The sequence below is a fragment of the Pseudidiomarina sp. WS423 genome, from assembly GCF_050750165.1.
GTDB lineage: Bacteria > Pseudomonadota > Gammaproteobacteria > Enterobacterales > Alteromonadaceae > Pseudidiomarina > Pseudidiomarina fusca.
In genome coordinates this window covers 42,503-58,791 of the sequence record NZ_JBOJLN010000013.1, presented here as the reverse complement: position 1 = coordinate 58,791, position 16,289 = coordinate 42,503, and the positions used below count along the sequence as shown (strand labels likewise).

At 47.2% G+C, this 16,289-nt stretch carries 17 protein-coding genes; 6 read left to right on the top strand and 11 right to left on the bottom strand.

Annotated elements, in window-relative coordinates; translation table 11 throughout:
- Positions 1 to 48: 48 nt before the first annotated feature.
- The 4 genes from ACQ661_RS10255 to mutY all read right to left on the bottom strand — a co-directional run bounded on the left by ACQ661_RS10255 (position 49) and on the right by mutY (position 3,985).
- Positions 49 to 1,302 (bottom strand): glutamate-5-semialdehyde dehydrogenase, encoded by a 1,254-nt coding sequence (locus tag ACQ661_RS10255; protein ID WP_431668280.1) that lies wholly within the window; start codon positions 1,300 to 1,302, stop codon positions 49 to 51.
- Positions 1,299 to 2,411, bottom strand: a complete 1,113-nt coding sequence (proB, locus tag ACQ661_RS10250) for a glutamate 5-kinase (protein WP_110076404.1) — start codon at positions 2,409 to 2,411, stop codon at positions 1,299 to 1,301. Before proB ends, ACQ661_RS10255 begins: the two co-directional genes overlap by 4 nt.
- A 191-nt stretch (positions 2,412 to 2,602) precedes the next feature.
- Positions 2,603 to 2,875: an oxidative damage protection protein gene (locus ACQ661_RS10245; RefSeq protein WP_153827198.1), complete on the bottom strand. Its 273-nt coding sequence runs from the start codon at positions 2,873 to 2,875 to the stop codon at positions 2,603 to 2,605.
- Positions 2,876 to 2,938: 63 nt separating this feature from the next.
- Positions 2,939 to 3,985 carry an A/G-specific adenine glycosylase gene (gene mutY / locus ACQ661_RS10240; protein ID WP_431668279.1) on the bottom strand — a complete coding sequence of 349 codons (1,047 nt, stop codon included), beginning with the start codon at positions 3,983 to 3,985 and terminating at the stop codon, positions 2,939 to 2,941.
- Between the two features lie 141 nt (positions 3,986 to 4,126).
- Between mutY and ACQ661_RS10235 the strand changes: the two genes are divergently transcribed.
- Complete coding sequence (locus tag ACQ661_RS10235) at positions 4,127 to 5,212, top strand: OmpA family protein (protein WP_431668278.1); 1,086 nt, start codon at positions 4,127 to 4,129, stop codon at positions 5,210 to 5,212.
- 142 nt (positions 5,213 to 5,354) lie between these two features.
- A complete protein-coding gene (gene trmB, locus ACQ661_RS10230; RefSeq protein ID WP_153827201.1) occupies positions 5,355 to 6,071 on the top strand; it encodes a tRNA (guanosine(46)-N7)-methyltransferase TrmB in 717 nt (238 codons plus the stop codon).
- Here trmB and hemW read toward each other — a convergent pair.
- The gene (hemW, locus tag ACQ661_RS10225) at positions 6,068 to 7,216 is read right to left on the bottom strand and encodes a radical SAM family heme chaperone HemW (protein WP_431668277.1); all 1,149 of its coding nucleotides are present in this window, start codon (positions 7,214 to 7,216) and stop codon (positions 6,068 to 6,070) included. The genes trmB and hemW overlap by 4 nt on opposite strands.
- 5 nt (positions 7,217 to 7,221) lie before the next feature.
- Positions 7,222 to 7,836, bottom strand: a complete 615-nt coding sequence (gene rdgB, locus ACQ661_RS10220; RefSeq protein WP_313933078.1) for an RdgB/HAM1 family non-canonical purine NTP pyrophosphatase — start codon at positions 7,834 to 7,836, stop codon at positions 7,222 to 7,224.
- A gap of 69 nt (positions 7,837 to 7,905) precedes the next feature.
- Here rdgB and ACQ661_RS10215 point away from each other — a divergent pair, with 69 nt between their 5' ends.
- Positions 7,906 to 9,633, top strand: coding sequence for a potassium/proton antiporter (locus tag ACQ661_RS10215; protein ID WP_267463283.1), 1,728 nt, complete (start codon positions 7,906 to 7,908; stop codon positions 9,631 to 9,633).
- Positions 9,634 to 9,639: 6 nt separating this feature from the next.
- Here the strand turns inward: ACQ661_RS10215 and ACQ661_RS10210 are convergent, their stop codons facing one another.
- From ACQ661_RS10210 to ACQ661_RS10195, 4 genes are all read right to left on the bottom strand, one after another.
- A complete protein-coding gene (locus ACQ661_RS10210; RefSeq protein ID WP_313933077.1) occupies positions 9,640 to 10,116 on the bottom strand; it encodes a DUF4426 domain-containing protein in 477 nt (158 codons plus the stop codon).
- Positions 10,117 to 10,158: 42 nt separating this feature from the next.
- Positions 10,159 to 10,695 carry a YggT family protein gene (locus ACQ661_RS10205; protein WP_313933076.1) on the bottom strand — a complete coding sequence of 179 codons (537 nt, stop codon included), beginning with the start codon at positions 10,693 to 10,695 and terminating at the stop codon, positions 10,159 to 10,161.
- A 62-nt stretch (positions 10,696 to 10,757) separates the two neighbouring features.
- Positions 10,758 to 11,585, bottom strand: coding sequence for a pyrroline-5-carboxylate reductase (gene proC / locus ACQ661_RS10200; protein ID WP_153827205.1), 828 nt, complete (start codon positions 11,583 to 11,585; stop codon positions 10,758 to 10,760).
- A gap of 14 nt (positions 11,586 to 11,599) precedes the next feature.
- Positions 11,600 to 12,295 (bottom strand): YggS family pyridoxal phosphate-dependent enzyme, encoded by a 696-nt coding sequence (locus tag ACQ661_RS10195; RefSeq protein ID WP_313933093.1) that lies wholly within the window; start codon positions 12,293 to 12,295, stop codon positions 11,600 to 11,602.
- Positions 12,296 to 12,329: 34 nt separating this feature from the next.
- On the opposite strand from ACQ661_RS10195, the gene ACQ661_RS10190 reads away from it, so the two are divergent.
- From ACQ661_RS10190 to tsaD, 3 genes are all read left to right on the top strand, one after another.
- On the top strand, positions 12,330 to 13,364 hold the full coding sequence (locus ACQ661_RS10190; RefSeq protein WP_110076395.1) for a type IV pilus twitching motility protein PilT: 1,035 nt from the start codon (positions 12,330 to 12,332) through the stop codon (positions 13,362 to 13,364).
- The gene (locus ACQ661_RS10185) at positions 13,364 to 14,479 is read left to right on the top strand and encodes a PilT/PilU family type 4a pilus ATPase (RefSeq protein WP_110076394.1); all 1,116 of its coding nucleotides are present in this window, start codon (positions 13,364 to 13,366) and stop codon (positions 14,477 to 14,479) included. Before ACQ661_RS10190 ends, ACQ661_RS10185 begins: the two co-directional genes overlap by 1 nt.
- A 63-nt stretch (positions 14,480 to 14,542) precedes the next feature.
- Entirely contained in the window at positions 14,543 to 15,562 is a 1,020-nt protein-coding gene (gene tsaD / locus ACQ661_RS10180) for a tRNA (adenosine(37)-N6)-threonylcarbamoyltransferase complex transferase subunit TsaD (protein WP_313933075.1), read from the top strand.
- Here tsaD and plsY read toward each other — a convergent pair whose 3' ends face one another.
- Positions 15,563 to 16,195: a glycerol-3-phosphate 1-O-acyltransferase PlsY gene (gene plsY, locus ACQ661_RS10175; RefSeq protein WP_110076392.1), complete on the bottom strand. Its 633-nt coding sequence runs from the start codon at positions 16,193 to 16,195 to the stop codon at positions 15,563 to 15,565.
- Between the last annotated feature and the right edge of the window lie 94 nt (positions 16,196 to 16,289).

Sequence of the window (16,289 nt, the reverse complement as noted above, 5' to 3'; positions counted from 1 at the left end):
GCCACCAAGGGCCGGTTTTTTGTTCACACAGCCTAAGCTGGTGCTCATTTATTCGCGAATTTGACCGGTGCCGGTCACGACAAATTTCTCGGTCGTAAGCGATTGCAGGCCCATAGGACCATAAGCGTGCAATTTACTGGTTGAAATACCAATTTCTGCGCCTAAGCCAAGCTGACCACCATCACTGAAACGAGATGAAGTATTATGCATGGTTACGGCCGAATCGACTGTGCGGATAAACTGTTCAGCAGTGTCTTGGTTCTCTGTCACAATCACTTCAGTGTGGCCACTGCCAAATTGCTGTATGTGCTCAATAGCGGCAGCAAAATCAGGCACCGTACGCACGGCTAGCTCTAGTGCCAAATATTCTTGTCCAAAGGCATCATCAGCAATCACATCGGCATCAGCAAAATAATTTGCAGAGGCTTGATCGCTGTGAATCACCACTTGTTTTTCAGCTAAAGCTGCGGCTGCCATAGGTAAGAACTTAGCCGCTACCGCTTGGTGAACGAGTAAGCCTTCTAAAGCATTACACACGCCGGTGCGTTGTGTTTTGCCGTTAAGTAATAGTGCTAGGGCCTTGTCTAGATCCGCATCTTTATCGACGTAAAGATGACAAACTCCTTTGTAATGCTGAATGACTGGAATTTTGCTGTTGTCACTTACAAAATGAATCAGCCCTTCGCCGCCACGTGGAATAACTAAATCGATGTTTTGATCCTGCTGTAACAGTTCTAACAGCAAATCGCGATCGGGGGTTGGCACCACGGTAATCACATCTTCGGGTAAGTTGCTCTCACGCAAGGCCTGATGTAAGGCAGCAGCGATGGCTTTGCTGGTTTCGATAGCTTCGCGACCACAACGCAAGATCACCGCATTGCCTGACTTGAAGCACAAAGCGCCGGCATCTGCGGTCACATTAGGGCGTGCTTCATAAATCATGCAGATTACCCCAAGCGGAATACGCATTTTCTCTACCACCATACCATTGGGCCGGGTGGTAAAGGGCAGGCGCTCACCTACCGGATCTGGCAATGCAATAATTTCTTCGATAGCAGATGCAATGCCTTCAAGACGTTCGGGATCAAGCTTTAATCGGTCTAACATAGCGTCTGATAGACCTTTATCGCGGCCCGCACTCATGTCTCGCTCATTTACTTCTAAAATAGTTGTTTGATTGGCACGAATAGCATCTGCCATGCGTTGTAATACGGTGTTTTTATCGGCTTCGCTCAAAGTAGCGATAGCTCGGGCAGCAACTGCCGCACGTTGTGAAATTTGTTCTGCTAGTGGGGTACTCATGCGTCCTCCAAAATCATTAAATCGTTCGCTTCGATAACTTCAGTGATTGGGCTGTAACCATAGGTTTCAGCGATATCGCTAATCTCTTGCCCTTTTAAATGCAGTAGTTCGTGCGAGCTGTACTGACAAATGCCTTTAGCAACAGCTTCAGCGTTACCGCCATTACGGATAACTACCGCGTCACCGCGATTAAAATCACCTTGAATATCGATAATGCCCATCGTGGTTAGGGCTGCACCATTGGTTAAAGCGTTGGCCGTTGCTTCATCAACTACCAATTCTCCTTGAGCAATCAGAGTATGGCGTAACCAATGCTTTTTATTGCTCATAGGGTCTTGCTGGCGCTTGAATAGCGTGCCGGGATTGTCACCCCGAAGCATGTGCTCAAAGGTAGCGCCTTTACGGCCATTCACAATATAGGTATCAATGCCATGTGAGGTTGCTTTTTCCGCCGCCTCAATTTTAGTGCGCATGCCGCCGGTGGCAATTTTATTGGTCGTGCCTCCTGCGAGAGCGAAGATCTCTTCAGTGATCTCGTTCACGACATCGATTTTTTTAGCGTCTGGCTTTACCCGCGGATCGGCATCAAATAAGCCGTCAATGTCTGAACAGATAAAGAGGGCATCAGCATCAACGAGAGTTGCAACCATGGCGGCTAGATTATCGTTATCACCCACTTTCATTTCGTCGGTGGCAAGCGCATCGTTCTCATTGACTACAGGTAATACATCGTGTTCTAACAATGTTTTTAAAGTATTTCGTACACTAACGTATCTGGCACGGTCGCGTAGGTCACCATGAGTCATTAAGACTTGTGCACAAGGAAAGTCAAAAAAGCGAGACCAGTTTGCCATCATGTCACTTTGACCAACGGCCGCCATCGCTTTTTTAATAGTTACGGGAATGCTGTCGCCATCGTAACTAATGTGTTTACGACCAGCTGCTGCGCTACCTGAAGAAACTAAAACAATTTCTTGGCCGCGTTCACGGCACTCAATAATAAAGCGCGCAATAGCTAACAAATATTTACTGCTCGTTCCTGTATCGTCTGGGGCTATCAACGCACTGCCTACTTTTAGTACAGCGCGTTGCCAGGAAGGCATCTTCATAGTTACTCCCTCTTTGAAAAATTCGTATGTAGTCTAACAGATTTGATGAGGTTTCTCTAGGTTTAGCTAATAAAGGAGCGATATGCCCGGAATCAAGAAGGCTGCGTAAGCTATAAGAAGCTAAGGTGGGCACCAGAGATTGTAAAAAGCAGGAAAAGAAAAGCCCCTAGTGGAGGGGCTTGTCGAAGGAGTTATTTGCTAGGAGGAGTGTAGCCCTCAATATCAACTTCTTTGCCTTCAAATAAGAAAGCTTGCATTTGTGTCTCGAGAAACTCTCTGGCCTTTGGATCCATCAGATTAAGACGTTTTTCGTTAATAAGCATGGTTTGCTTTTTTTGCCACTCAGCCCACGCTTGCTTTGAAATGCTGTTGAAAATCTTCTCACCAAGCTCGCCCGGATATAGCTGAAAATCGAGGCCCTCAGCTTCTTGCTTTAAATATTCACAGTAAACAGTACGGCTCATACATTACCTCGCTTGATTTTAAGTGGTCTAAATTTTACGTGCCCTGCTACCAATACGCAAACCCTATCCAGGGTTCTGTTGATGTTTGTCTAGATAGCGTTTGATTGGTGTAGGTAGCGCAATATTCTTTAGTTGCTGCCAGCTGATCAGTTCCAGTCCAGTGGGTAGGGTCTCAGCCAGTTGATTCGGATGAGCTAACTGCCAAACCTGGGCTGCTAATTTATAGTGAGAAAAAGTATGCTTAAAGTGGCCGTGCAGGGCAGCCTGCAGAGGCGGCTCAGTTACTTCTGGGAAACTCCATAAGCGAGGCCAGATAACGTCACCACTACGCTGAGTCAGGAAGATACCCTTGGCATTGCTTATCCAAATAAAATGTCCGGGTTTGGTCGGCGTGGTTTTACGTGGCGGTTTAGTTGGCAAATCATCTACGCGTTGCTGTTGATAAGCATAACAGCTCGCTCGCAAAGGGCAGCTGATACAGTTTGGCTTACGCGGTGTACAAATTGTTGCACCAAGATCTAATAGGCCTTGTGCATAACTGCGGTTGTCCTGCTCGGGATAATAGCTTTCTGCTAATTGCCAGATGAGTTTATCAGCTGCAGTTGAGGTAGGTACTTGTTCGATTCCAAAATAGCGACAGAATACCCGCTTAACGTTGCCATCCACCAGCGCCGCAGGTTGGTTAAAAGCAAAGGCAGTAATGGCGCCGGCAGTGTAGGGGCCGATCCCAGGTACTTCTTGAAGCAGCTGTGGCTGAGCCGGTATTTGCCCTTGATAAGTATCCTGTAAATACTGTGCTGCCTTATGTAAGTTACGAGCTCGGCGATAAAAACCTAAGCCTTGCCATTGCGTCAAGACTTCATCCTCACTGGCACTAGCTAATGTAGCGAGCGTTGGGAAATGATGAAGCCATCGCGTAAAATAAGGGATCACGGTTGCGACTTGGGTTTGCTGTAGCATGAACTCGCTGACCAGTACATGGTAGGGGTCTTGTTCAAGCTGCCACGGGAGTTCATTACGGCCGTGTTCAGATTGCCAGCGAATCACTGTTTGATTGAACTCTGACGGGGGTAATGCCGTAGTGGAAAGGCTTTTACTAGCTTTATTCATTGATCGTGTCTGTATATTCGCTAAAAAACATCTGCAAATATACCGTAAAGGACTGGCAGTGTAGGAAGTTTTTTCTAATTTAGTGTATACTTAGCGTCATTGGTTAGTTTGACCCTATGAGAAATATACAAGGAGCATCTCATGAAACGGTTAACATTACTATCAGTAGCTGTTGCATCAGCACTATTGTCAGCACCTGTGTTTGCTCAAGCGAGTAATGAGACAGGACGTTTTTATGTTGGTCCACGCATTGGTATGTTTGGGACTGACTCAGACCGCGTTGCGCTAGAACGCAACCAACTACACACCTTCGGTGGTGGTTTTGACGCTGTCTTCGGCGGTTTAGAAGCTGGTTTCCAGTTCACTCCTGAGTGGGGTTATCGAGTTTACTACGATTATTTGCGTGGTGACTTAGAAACAACAGATTCATTCGATTCTAGCGGTAACGTGCTAGGTATTGATGTGGTTTATAACTTTACCGAGAAATTCTACGGTGCCGCTGGTATCAACGCGACCGAGCTTGGCAACGTTAGCAACCAATTCTTACGGTTATCGGCCGGTTATCGTGAATACCTTACGGACGACCTAGCATTAACCGTTGAAGGTGCCTTGCAGCAAAGCGACGGCGATTTAACCGAATTTATGTTCTTAACTAGCTTGCGTTGGTACTTCGGCGGTAACTCAGGTTACAGCAGCACGTCTTCAACTGCTGCTAGCGAACCAGCTCAAGCAGCGCCGGTTGCGCCAGTTGTTGTTGCTGATTCTGACAACGATGGTGTGAATGACAACTTAGATAAGTGTCCTAACACCCAAGCGGGTTATGTGGTTGATGCTGATGGTTGCGTGAAGTATGAGAACGAGGTGGTTAAGCGTGACTTGATCGTGAACTTCGCCATCAACTCAGCAACAATTGCAGCAGATCAGAAAGCTGATATTAAAGCAGCAGCTGATTTCTTGAAACAGTATCCACAGTTGGATATCACCGTTGAAGGCTATACTGATAGTTCTGGTCCTGCTACGTTCAACCAGCAGTTATCAGAGCGTCGCGCTAAAGCTGTTGGTGATGCCTTGATTAACGATTACGGTATTGCTGCTGAACGTGTAACCACTGTCGGTTACGGCGAAAGCAAGCCACGCTACCCGAACGACACTCGCGAGAATCGCATCAAAAACCGTCGTATCGAAGCGCACATGAAAGTGACTAAGAAAGTTCCTGTAACTGAATAAGTTAGAGTGATCTTAAAAAAGGCGTCTCAAACCTTGCGTTTGAGGCGCCTTTTTGCATAATTGAGCGCTGCAAAAAAGCAGCTTAATGAGTACCTTTGGTTTTTACGTGTTCGTAGTAACAGATATTTGATAAAGAGGCAGCATGAGCGATAGTAATTTGGAACAAGCCCAAGCAGATGGTAAATACATTCGCACTGTGCGTAGCTTTGTTAAGCGCGAAGGGCGCTTAACCAGAGGGCAAGCTGCTGCGTTAGAGCGAAGCTGGCCAACCATGGGGCTAACTCATCAGCAGGGTCTCTTAGATTTAACCCAAGTGTTTGGCCGCGAAGCACCTACAGTCTTAGAAATCGGCTTTGGTATGGGTAAATCATTAGTGGCTATGGCTGCAGCTGCACCAGAAAAGAACTTTATCGGAATCGAAGTGCATCGTCCTGGCGTGGGCGCTTGCTTGATGGAAGCCGAAACTGCAGGCCTCACTAATTTACGTGTTTACGAACACGATGCGGTTGAAGTTCTACGAGATTGTATTGCCGATGGTGCATTAGACACGGTTCAAGTTTTTTTTCCCGACCCTTGGCATAAAAAGCGTCATCATAAACGGCGTCTTATTCAGCCTGCTTTTGTTGAAGCCTTACGACCTAAATTAGCGCTGGGTGGTGTTTTGCACTTAGCCACGGATTGGGAAAACTACGCCGAGCATATGCTAGAAGTCATGTCTGGCGCTGCTAATTGGCGTAACCTAGCGGAAGACCAAGGATACATTCCGCGTCCTAGCGAACGCCCCCTTACCAAGTTTGAGCAACGAGGCGAGCGACTAGGTCATGGCGTTTGGGATTTGAAGTTTAGCCGGATAGGTTAAACTAACTGATCTAGTAAGGAATTTAAGTAACGCCGACCAAGCGCTGTAGCTTCCCAGCTATCACCTAGGTCAGTTAACAGTGCTTGCTCTGCCGGCTTAGCTAATGCCGGCGCAAGCACGGCTTCAGCTGCAGTCAAAGCTAATCCTGTGCGCTCGCAGAATAATTGTTTAGGGACTGCTTCGAATAAACGCAGATAATTCATGAAAAATTCAAACGGACGGTCTTCGTCCGATACCTGCCATTCTTTATAGCGTAGCGGCTTGGTTAAATCCAAATAGCCCTGCGGATGTTTGATTTTTTCGCATCGAAGCAGCTGATTTTGCTCTGGTAGTGAAATCTTACTATGCGCACCGCAGCCAATACCCAAGTAGTCACCAAAGGTCCAGTAGTTACGATTATGTCGGCTTTGATGACCCGGTTTCGCATAGGCACTCACTTCGTACTGCAGATAGCCAGCTGCTAATAAACGTTGATGCCCTAACTCCTGAATTTCCCAGAGAGTATCGTCATCAGGTAACTGGGGCGGCCTGCTGGCAAAGACCGTATTTGGTTCTATGGTTAATTGGTACCATGAGATGTGCGGTGGTTGCAGTGCAATAACTTGGTCTAAGTCGGCCATGGCTGCGGCGGTTGATTGGCCGGGTAGTCCATGCATTAAATCTAGATTAAAACTGCGTAGCGGCAAACTAGCAGCATGCTTAGCAGCTACTATAGCTTGCTGTGGATTATGAACCCTTCCTAGGGCGGTTAATTGTTCAGCTTGCAAACTTTGAACACCGATAGATAGGCGGTTTACCCCAGCATCCGCAAAACCGGCGAATCGCTCTGTCTCAAAGGTGCCAGGGTTGGCCTCTAGAGTGACTTCACAATCAGGTGCTAGCGGGATAAGCTTAGCAATGCCGTCCAGTAATTGCTTAATAGCTGCAGCCGAGAGCAAGCTTGGTGTTCCGCCACCAATAAAAATGCTTTGCAGTGACCGCTGTTGAACCCAGTCTAAGTCTGCTCGCAAATCATCTAATAAACGTGCAATGTAGGCCTGTTCAGGGATCTTTTGCTTTAAACCATGGGAGTTAAAGTCGCAGTAAGGGCATTTTTGTATACACCAAGGCACATGCACATACAAACTCAGTGGTGGCAGTTGCATCAGGCTCATTGGCTTGCCAAACTTAATTGCTGTAGCAACTGACGTAACGCTTGGCCGCGATGACTACGGGCCTGCTTTTCGGTTTTACTTAATTGTGCTGCTGAGCACTTTAATTCATCAATCCCAAAGATCGGGTCATAGCCGAAGCCTTCGCTACCTGTTGCTGCGGATAAAATATGACCATGCCAAATGCCATGGCAAATGATAGGAGTGGGGTCCTCAGCATGCGTTAGATAGACTAAGACACAGTGAAAGCTCGCCGTGCGCTGGGCCGGAGGAACCTCAGCTAATTGCTGTAATAATTTCTCGATATTCTGTTGGTCGGATGCTTTGCCACCATGGAGGTCAGCTGCGTATCTGGCAGAATAAATACCAGGAGCTCCGTGTAGGGCATCAACAGCTAGGCCAGAGTCATCAGCGAGAGCAGGTAATCCCGTATGTAAAGCTGCGTGACGTGCTTTTATGATGGCGTTTTCGACAAAGGTTAGCCCAGTTTCTTCGGCATCACTAAGTTGCCATTCTGATTGCGGACGAACCTGCCATGCTAACGGCGCTAATAACTCTTGCAGTTCTTTAACTTTGCCAGGGTTACCCGTAGCTAAAACAATTTCTCGCATCATACTTTACCCATATGTTAATTTGCTTGGTATTATAGAGCCATACGAGTCAGCCATAAAGAGGAATGCTAATTGATTGAAATCACCGGATTGATGTTATTAATGGGGTCCCTATTGCTGGTCAGTATTTTAGCCGCAGTGGTATCTAATCGGTTGGGCGCTCCATTATTATTAACCTTTCTCGTGGTTGGCATGCTTGCTGGCGAAGAGGGCGTGTTAGGTATCGAGTTTGATAATCCGGCTCTAGCATTCTTTATTGGCTCATTGGCATTGGTTATTATTCTTTTTGATGGTGGTATGCGTACCCACAAGGAACGCTTTCGAGTAGCCTTATGGCCGGCTATCAGCTTAGCCACCGTTGGTGTTGCCCTAACCTGTGCTATTACTGCGGCTGGGGTGGTGTGGTTATTTGATTTACCATGGCCAACAGCCTTATTAATAGGCGCCATTCTAAGTTCAACAGATGCTGCTGCCGTATTTGGCATCTTCCAATCGCAAAACCTACGAATTAAGCAACGGGTAGCTTCCACGCTAGAGATAGAGTCGGGTACCAACGACCCGATGGCGATTATTTTAACCATGACCCTCACCACTATGATTGCAACTGCAGCCGAGTTCTCTTGGCTAGCGATGAGCTTTGATGTGGTCAAACAATTAGTGATTGGCTTTGCTGCAGGGTGGTTAGGTGGACGCACCTTTATTTGGATGTCGCGTAAAATCTCCGTTCAGTTCACGTTTTTCCCATTATTTGCCGCAGCCTCAGCGGTGGTAGTGTTTGCGATTACCAGTGGTTTACAAGGCAGTGGTTACTTGGCGGTTTACCTCATGGGTTACCAAATTGGTAATTCACGGTTGCCGCAGTTGGTTCATATTTTGCAAGTGCAAGACGGTTTAGCTTGGCTGAGCCAGATTATGATGTTCTTAATTTTAGGCATGTTAGTGACGCCTTCGCATCTAATCGAATATTGGCCACTATCCCTATCTGTAGCAGCGTTAATGATATTTATTGCGCGCCCCATTGCAGTGGTTATTAGTTTACTACCCTTCGTCTTCCCTTGGCGTGAGCAAGTGTTCATGAGTTGGGTTGGATTGCGCGGTGCCGTACCTATCATCTTGGCATTGTATCCATGGTTGTCTGGAGTGCCAGACCAAGAACTGTTCTTCGATATCGCGTTTATGGTGGTGATGGTGTCATTGATAGTGCAGGGTTGGTCGTTGGCGCCTTTGGCGCGTTGGTTGGGGTTAGAGGTACCGGCTGTTGCTGAGCCTGACCAGCGCATGCCGTTAGACCGCATAGGTAGTAAGGACCCTCTAGAAGTGCTAGCTTACAGTGTAAGTGAACGTTCACCTGCATGTGATCATTACTGGTCTGATTTAACCATTCATGCTCCGGCAGAATTCGTCGGTTTGGTTCGGCAAGGGGAGTGGATTCAGAGTGTTGACCAGCCTCGCTTTGAAGAAGGCGATACGGTGATAGTGATGGCAAAAGTTCAGCACATTGATGAAATTAGTAAAGTGTTAGCTGCCGGCGGTAAACCGAAAGAAATTCAAACCAGTGAATTCTTTGGTGACTTTAGTTTACGTGGCAGTCTTAGTTTGGCTGAGGTAGCTAGCTTTTATCCGTTGGGAGAGCTCTCTGACGATTTGGCTGCGCTCACATTAAATGATTATTTTGACCGGAAATTCCACCGTCGTGTGGTGGTAGGTGACGACCTGAAGATTGGCCAAGTGCAATTAACGGTGCGCGAGTTAAATGAACATGGTGAGATCAGCCAAGTAGGGGTGAAGCTACTTGGCTAACTTGAGTTAATTAGCCCAAAACTCTTTGCTAAAACGTAGCTCTTGCTGTTGGTTACCCTGCTTAATAGTAATATAAAAGCGCAGTGTTTCTAGATGTGTGAACTCAACTTGAGTTAGATAATAGACAGCATCACCCTCTATGACCTCTTGAAATTCAAGAGTTTGCTGCATGCTCAACGGGTTCATCACATAACCACTAATAGCAACTTGTTGAGCCGGCTTACCTGCGATATCAGCAGCTAAAACTGCAATGTTCACGGTACCTAAGTACTTACTGCGTTGTAAATTATACTCTTTAGCCATTTCGGGACGCAGTAAGGTGGAGTTAAAGGCATTATAGTGGACTTCCCACGGTCCCAGTCGTTTACTTTGCTCAGCTTGGGCTGTTGCGCTTAACAGGGCCAGTAGCCCCAACACCGCAATGCTCAGCAAACGCACCCAGGTACAAGAGCTCAAACCACGGCTGGAACGATGGTAATTCATAATGCAAACCTCTCGATGATTTTTGTACAGCTAGTAATAAGCTTAAATCAGCATGTTACCCAGCAAAATGCGAACAAATTGAATACCTACGATGAGCACTAAAACCGATAAATCAAGCCCGCCAATAGGTGGGATGATACGTCGAATCGGCGCTAAAAAAGGCTCAGTTAACTGCGCGAGCATGGCTGTCATTGGATGATAACCTTGGCTAAACCAGCTCATTAAGGCACGGATCAGCGTGACCCAGAGTAAGATCGACAGAAATTGAAACACCACTAAGAACAAACTGTTGATTAATGCTGTGACCACCATAGGTAAAGGCGCATTAATCAGTATTTGTACTAGATAAATCTTAGCTACGGCCACCAGTAACGCCAAGACCACAGCGGCTAAGTCCCACCGACCTAAAGTCGGTAATACTGAGCGCAAGGGTAATACCAGCGGATTACTCACTTTGACCACAAACTGGCTCAGCGGATTGTAAAAATCGGCTCTTACCGCTTGCATCCATACGCGAAGAATCACCACCATCAAAAATAAGTCGAAAACAAAATCAACTAAAAAGGTTACGGCATTCATACTCTCAGTTTACCTTGTATTGGTGAGCCGCAACGTCATCGAGCTGCGGCTTTAGGGTCCGATTAAAACAGTTTAGCCATTTCTTGGTTACGTTGCACTGCTGCTTTGACTGCTTGCGCTGAAATCTTGTCAATCTCAGCGGCTTGATAAACCTCGATACCTTTTGCTGTAGAGCCGCCCTTACTGGTCACTTGCTTGCGTAAATCTTCCAACGAAAGCTCGCTAGCAATGGCCATTTCAGCTGCTCCTAGTGCCGTTTGTTGCACCATCGCTCGTGCTTTGTCAGCATCAAAACCTAATGCCGCTGCTGCTTTTTGTAAGCTTGCCATAAATTCAAAGAAATATGCAGGACCACTGCCAGCTACAGCACCTAGAATGTCTAGTTGATCTTCATCGGCAACCCATAAAGTTGCGCCTACGCCATTAAAGGCTGCAGTGATAAAGTCTTGGTCGGTTTGATCAACGCGGTCGTCAGCGACCAAGCCCGACATGCCTTGCCCTACGAGTGAAGGTGTATTAGGCATGACGCGAATCATACGAATCGAGTCACCTAAATACTGTCGATATTTTTCAATACGAATACCGGCGGCGATAGTAACAATCAGTTTGTCGCTAAGGTTAGGTACTTGCTCACGCAGCTGTTGGCAGACTTGCGCCATCAACTGCGGTTTTACCGCAAGCACAATAACATCGGCTTGCGTAGCAACCTGGATGTTATCTTGACTGGTATGAACCTTGAGTTTGTCTTGTAACAGCTGCAGCTTACCAGCGCTTGGGTTGCTAACGTAAATAAGCTCGTTGGAATACCCACTTCGGACCATCCCGCCAACGATGCTTTGGGTCATATTGCCGGCCCCAATAAAGGCGATTTTGCGTGGCGTGGTTGTCATCTGTGTCTCCTTGATTATTTGATTGAGTTGGTTCTGGCACCAAAAATAGCGGTGCCAACACGCACCATGGTTGAGCCATGAGCGATAGCAGCCGCAAGATCATTACTCATCCCCATGGATAGTGTATCTATCTGATCATATTGGGTCTGTAACTGTAAAAACAACCGCTGCATGGCGGCAAAGCTATGGGCTTGTTGGTCAGTACTAGCATCGGCTTGGGGAATCGTCATCAAACCGCGCAGCTGCAACTGCGGCAAACTAGCAATCAGCTGAGCCATTTGTTCTAGTTGCGCCGGTGCGATACCCGCTTTACTGGATTCGTCGTCAATATTTATCTGAATCAACACTTGTAACGGTGGGAGATGCGCTGGACGCTGTTGGCTTAAACGGCGTGCTATTTTTTCGCGATCAAGGCTATGTACCCAAGCAAAATGTTCAGCAATGTCTTTGGTTTTATTCGATTGAATGGGGCCGATAAAATGCCACGTAAGCGGTAAATGCTGCAACTGCGTAATCTTCTGTACGCCTTCTTGCACATAGTTTTCACCAAAGTCTACTTGGCCGGCGGCATGGGCAGCAGCAACATCAGCGGCTGGCTTAGTTTTGCTAACGGCCAGCAGTTGTACGCTATGCGGCTGGCGCTGGGCAGCTTGAGTTGCTTGCTTTATTTGGTTGCGGACTTCTTTTATCCGTTCAGCTATGTTATTTATCACTTGCTAACACTCACTATAAAGAGGCCGTTCAATGGATATCACTGAGTTACTCAGCTTTGCTGTTAAACATAAATCGTCAGACTTACATTTGTCAGCAGAGTCACCTCCTATGATACGGGTAGATGGTGACGTTCGTAAAATAAATATCCCGGCCTTATCGCACAAGCAAGTGCAAGAGCTGGTGTATGACATTATGAACGACCGCCAGCGTAAAGAGTACGAACAGAATCTAGAATGTGATTTCTCGTTTGAGGTACCGAATCTGGCGCGCTTTCGGGTTAACGCATTTGTACAAAACCGTGGTGCTGGCGCCGTCTTTCGTACTATTCCTAGCGAGGTTCTCACACTGGAACAACTGGGTGCTCCAGAGATCTTTAAAACGATCTCCGATAACCCTCGTGGACTCGTGTTAGTGACTGGGCCCACCGGTTCGGGTAAGTCTACGACCTTGGCGGCTATGGTGGATTACATTAATGAAAATAAATTTCATCACATTTTGACCATCGAAGATCCCATCGAGTTTGTTCATAAGAACAAACGTAGCTTGGTTAACCAACGTGAAGTGCATCGCGACACCCACAGTTTTAACAACGCATTACGCTCGGCCCTGCGTGAAGACCCTGATGTGATTTTAGTGGGTGAGATGCGTGATTTAGAAACCATTCGGTTAGCCATGACAGCAGCTGAAACTGGACACTTAGTGTTTGGTACCTTGCACACAACCTCGGCCCCAAAAACCATTGACCGGATTGTCGATGTGTTTCCGGGCGATGAGAAACCTATGATTCGCTCCATGTTATCTGAATCACTGCGCGCCGTGATTTCGCAAACCTTGCTGAAAAAGGTGGGGGGGGGGCGAGTTGCCGCTCATGAGATCATGATTGCGACATCTGCCATCAAGAACTTAATTCGCGAAGATAAAATTGCACAGATGTATTCGTCCATTCAAACGGGGGCTGCCCATGGCATGCAAACGCTTGACCAGTCGCTGCAAAACTTACTCAACCAAGGCACTGTAACCCGTGCTGACGCTAAAGCTAAAGCGAATCACAAGGATGCCTTCTAATGTCGGTGTTGGATAAGCTCTTAAAACTCATGGTGGAACGACAAAGTTCAGATTTGTTTATTTCGGCGGGGTTAGCTCCTAGTGCCAAAATTAATGGTGAGCTGCAGTCGTTAGCAGAACAGAAGTTGAGTGATAATGCGGCCTTAGCCATCGTCAAAGAAGCTCTTGGGGAGGATCATTTAGAGCAATTTATTACCCATAAAGAAGCCAATTTCGCGATTTTCCGCGAAGGCATTGGCCGGTTTCGGGTGAGTGCATTCTGGCAACGCCAAAAAGCCGGCATGGTAGTACGCCGTATTGTTACCGAGATACCTACAGTAGAGCAGCTTAAACTTCCTAGTATTCTAACCCAACTCATTATGAGTAAGCGCGGTTTGTTGCTAGTGGTAGGGGGCACAGGTACCGGTAAGTCAACCAGTTTGGCGGCTTTGATTGGCTACCGCAACCAGCATTCAAAGGGGCATATTCTGACCATTGAAGACCCCGTCGAATTTGTGCATGACCACGCTCAATGCATGGTCACACAGCGTGAGGTGGGGCAGGATACAGAATCCTTTGAGGCAGCATTAAAAAGCTCGTTACGGCAAGCTCCCGATGTGATTCTAGTCGGGGAGATACGTTCTCAAGAGACTATGGAATACGCTTTAACCTTTGCTGAAACAGGTCATTTGTGTGTGGCTACGTTGCACGCTAACAATGCCAACCAAGCGATTGAGCGGATCATGCAACTGGTGCCGAAAGAGAAGATTCACAAGCTCATGTTTGATTTATCGCTGAACCTACGTGGTATTGTGGCGCAACAGTTAGTTCCCACTACCGATGGGGGGCGTACTGCAGCCATTGAAATTCTACTCAATAGTCCGATCATTGCGGAGAAGATAGCCACCGGTGACATGGGCGAGTTAAAGGAAATCATGGCGCGTTCGCGTGAATTAGGCATGCAAACTTTTGACCAAGCTCTTTATGATCTCTACAAGGCGGGCCGTATTACATACGATAATGCGATGCGTCATGCAGATGCACCAAATGACTTACGCTTGCGGATCAAACTCAGTGGTGAAAATCACGGTGATGATGACAGTTCATTGAAGGGTGTTACCGTTGATCTAGACTGACATCAGTTAGGCTTTAGGCTAAACTAGGCGCCTTTGGTTTGTAGTTAAAAAGGATAAGATTAGATGCGCGTGCTAGGTATTGAAACCTCATGTGACGAAACCGGAATCGCCATATACGACACTGAACAAGGTCTGCTGGCTCATCAACTCTACTCGCAAGTAAAGTTGCATGCTGATTACGGTGGCGTGGTACCAGAACTAGCTTCGCGTGACCATGTAAGAAAAACCCTACCACTTGTTCAAGCCGCATTGGCACAAGCAAATTTAACCGCAGCTGATATCGATGGGGTTGCTTATACCGCCGGACCTGGACTCGTGGGTGCATTATTAGTAGGTTCTTGTATTGGTCGCAGTTTGGCCTATGGTTGGCAGGTACCAGCGGTAGCGGTACATCACATGGAAGGCCATTTACTGGCGCCAATGTTAGAAGATGATGTACCCGAGTTTCCATTTGTTGCTTTATTAGTATCGGGCGGACACACCCAATTAGTTCGGGTTAATGGTATTGGTGACTACCAGCTATTAGGTGAATCCATTGATGATGCGGCGGGTGAAGCTTTTGACAAAACAGCTAAATTGATGGGCTTGGACTATCCCGGCGGGCCACGATTAGCAAAACTGGCAACCCAAGGCCGACCACAGCAGTATCAATTTCCGCGGCCGATGACAGATCGACCTGGGTTAGATTTTTCATTCAGTGGTTTGAAAACCTTCGCTGCCAATACTATCGCGGCGTCCGATGGCTCCGAGCAAGCCTTAGCAGATATTGCTCGAGCCTTTCAAGATGCAGTGGTTGACACTCTATTGATCAAATGTCGGCGGGCGTTAGAACAAACCCAGCTTAAGCGTTTAGTGGTTGCTGGCGGGGTTAGCGCAAACCAACATTTACGTGAGCAACTGCAGCAATTTGCGCAGCGCATTGGTGGCAAAGTCTATTTTCCGCGCGGTGAATTCTGTACTGACAATGGTGCCATGATAGCTTTTGCCGGGGCACAGCGCCTGATGGCTGGTGAGCACGCAGATATTGCCATCAAGACCTTTCCACGCTGGCCATTAGAGCAACTTACGGCCATCACTCGCTAATTAAGATCGGTCGTTGTTGACCTCAGCGTTGTCATCAGGTGGCTGTTGTGGCCGCCTAATGCGACGCTCTTCGCCACTTCTAATACGCATAATATTGGATTGATGCCGCCATAGTATCAACAGCGAAATCATAATGACCGGTACTGTGTATTGTGGCTTGATAAAATAAGCAAAGAACGGCGCTAGGCTCACGGTGACGAGTGCCGCCACAGATGATACCCGGCTAATTCGAAACACCAAAATCCAGGTGGCAATCAGCAAGAGAGCCATTTCCCAAGCAACTGGAAACATCGCACCAAGAGCGGTAGCGACGGCTTTACCGCCGCGAAAGTGAAAGTACAACGGAAAGATATGGCCCAAACAAGCGGCTACTGCAATAAGCCCCAGAAAAAAGGGCTCAATGCCGAGAAAATAAGAACCCCAAACCGGAATCATGCCTTTGAGCACATCAAACCACAGTGTTAATACTGCGGGTAATTTGCCCCCGATTCGATAAACATTAGTGGCACCGGGATTATGCGAGCCGGCAGTGCGAGGGTCTGGTAAGCCGAACACGCGACATACCAAGACGGCACTACTGATAGAGCCGAATAAGTAAGCTGATAATATCGCCAGTACAATTAATGCACCCATGGTGATTTTTTTCCGGTCCGCTTTCCGTTACTATGCAAAGCCCATAGCATAAGCGCTTTACGCTTAAATTTCTATCAGTTACTGGTATGACAAA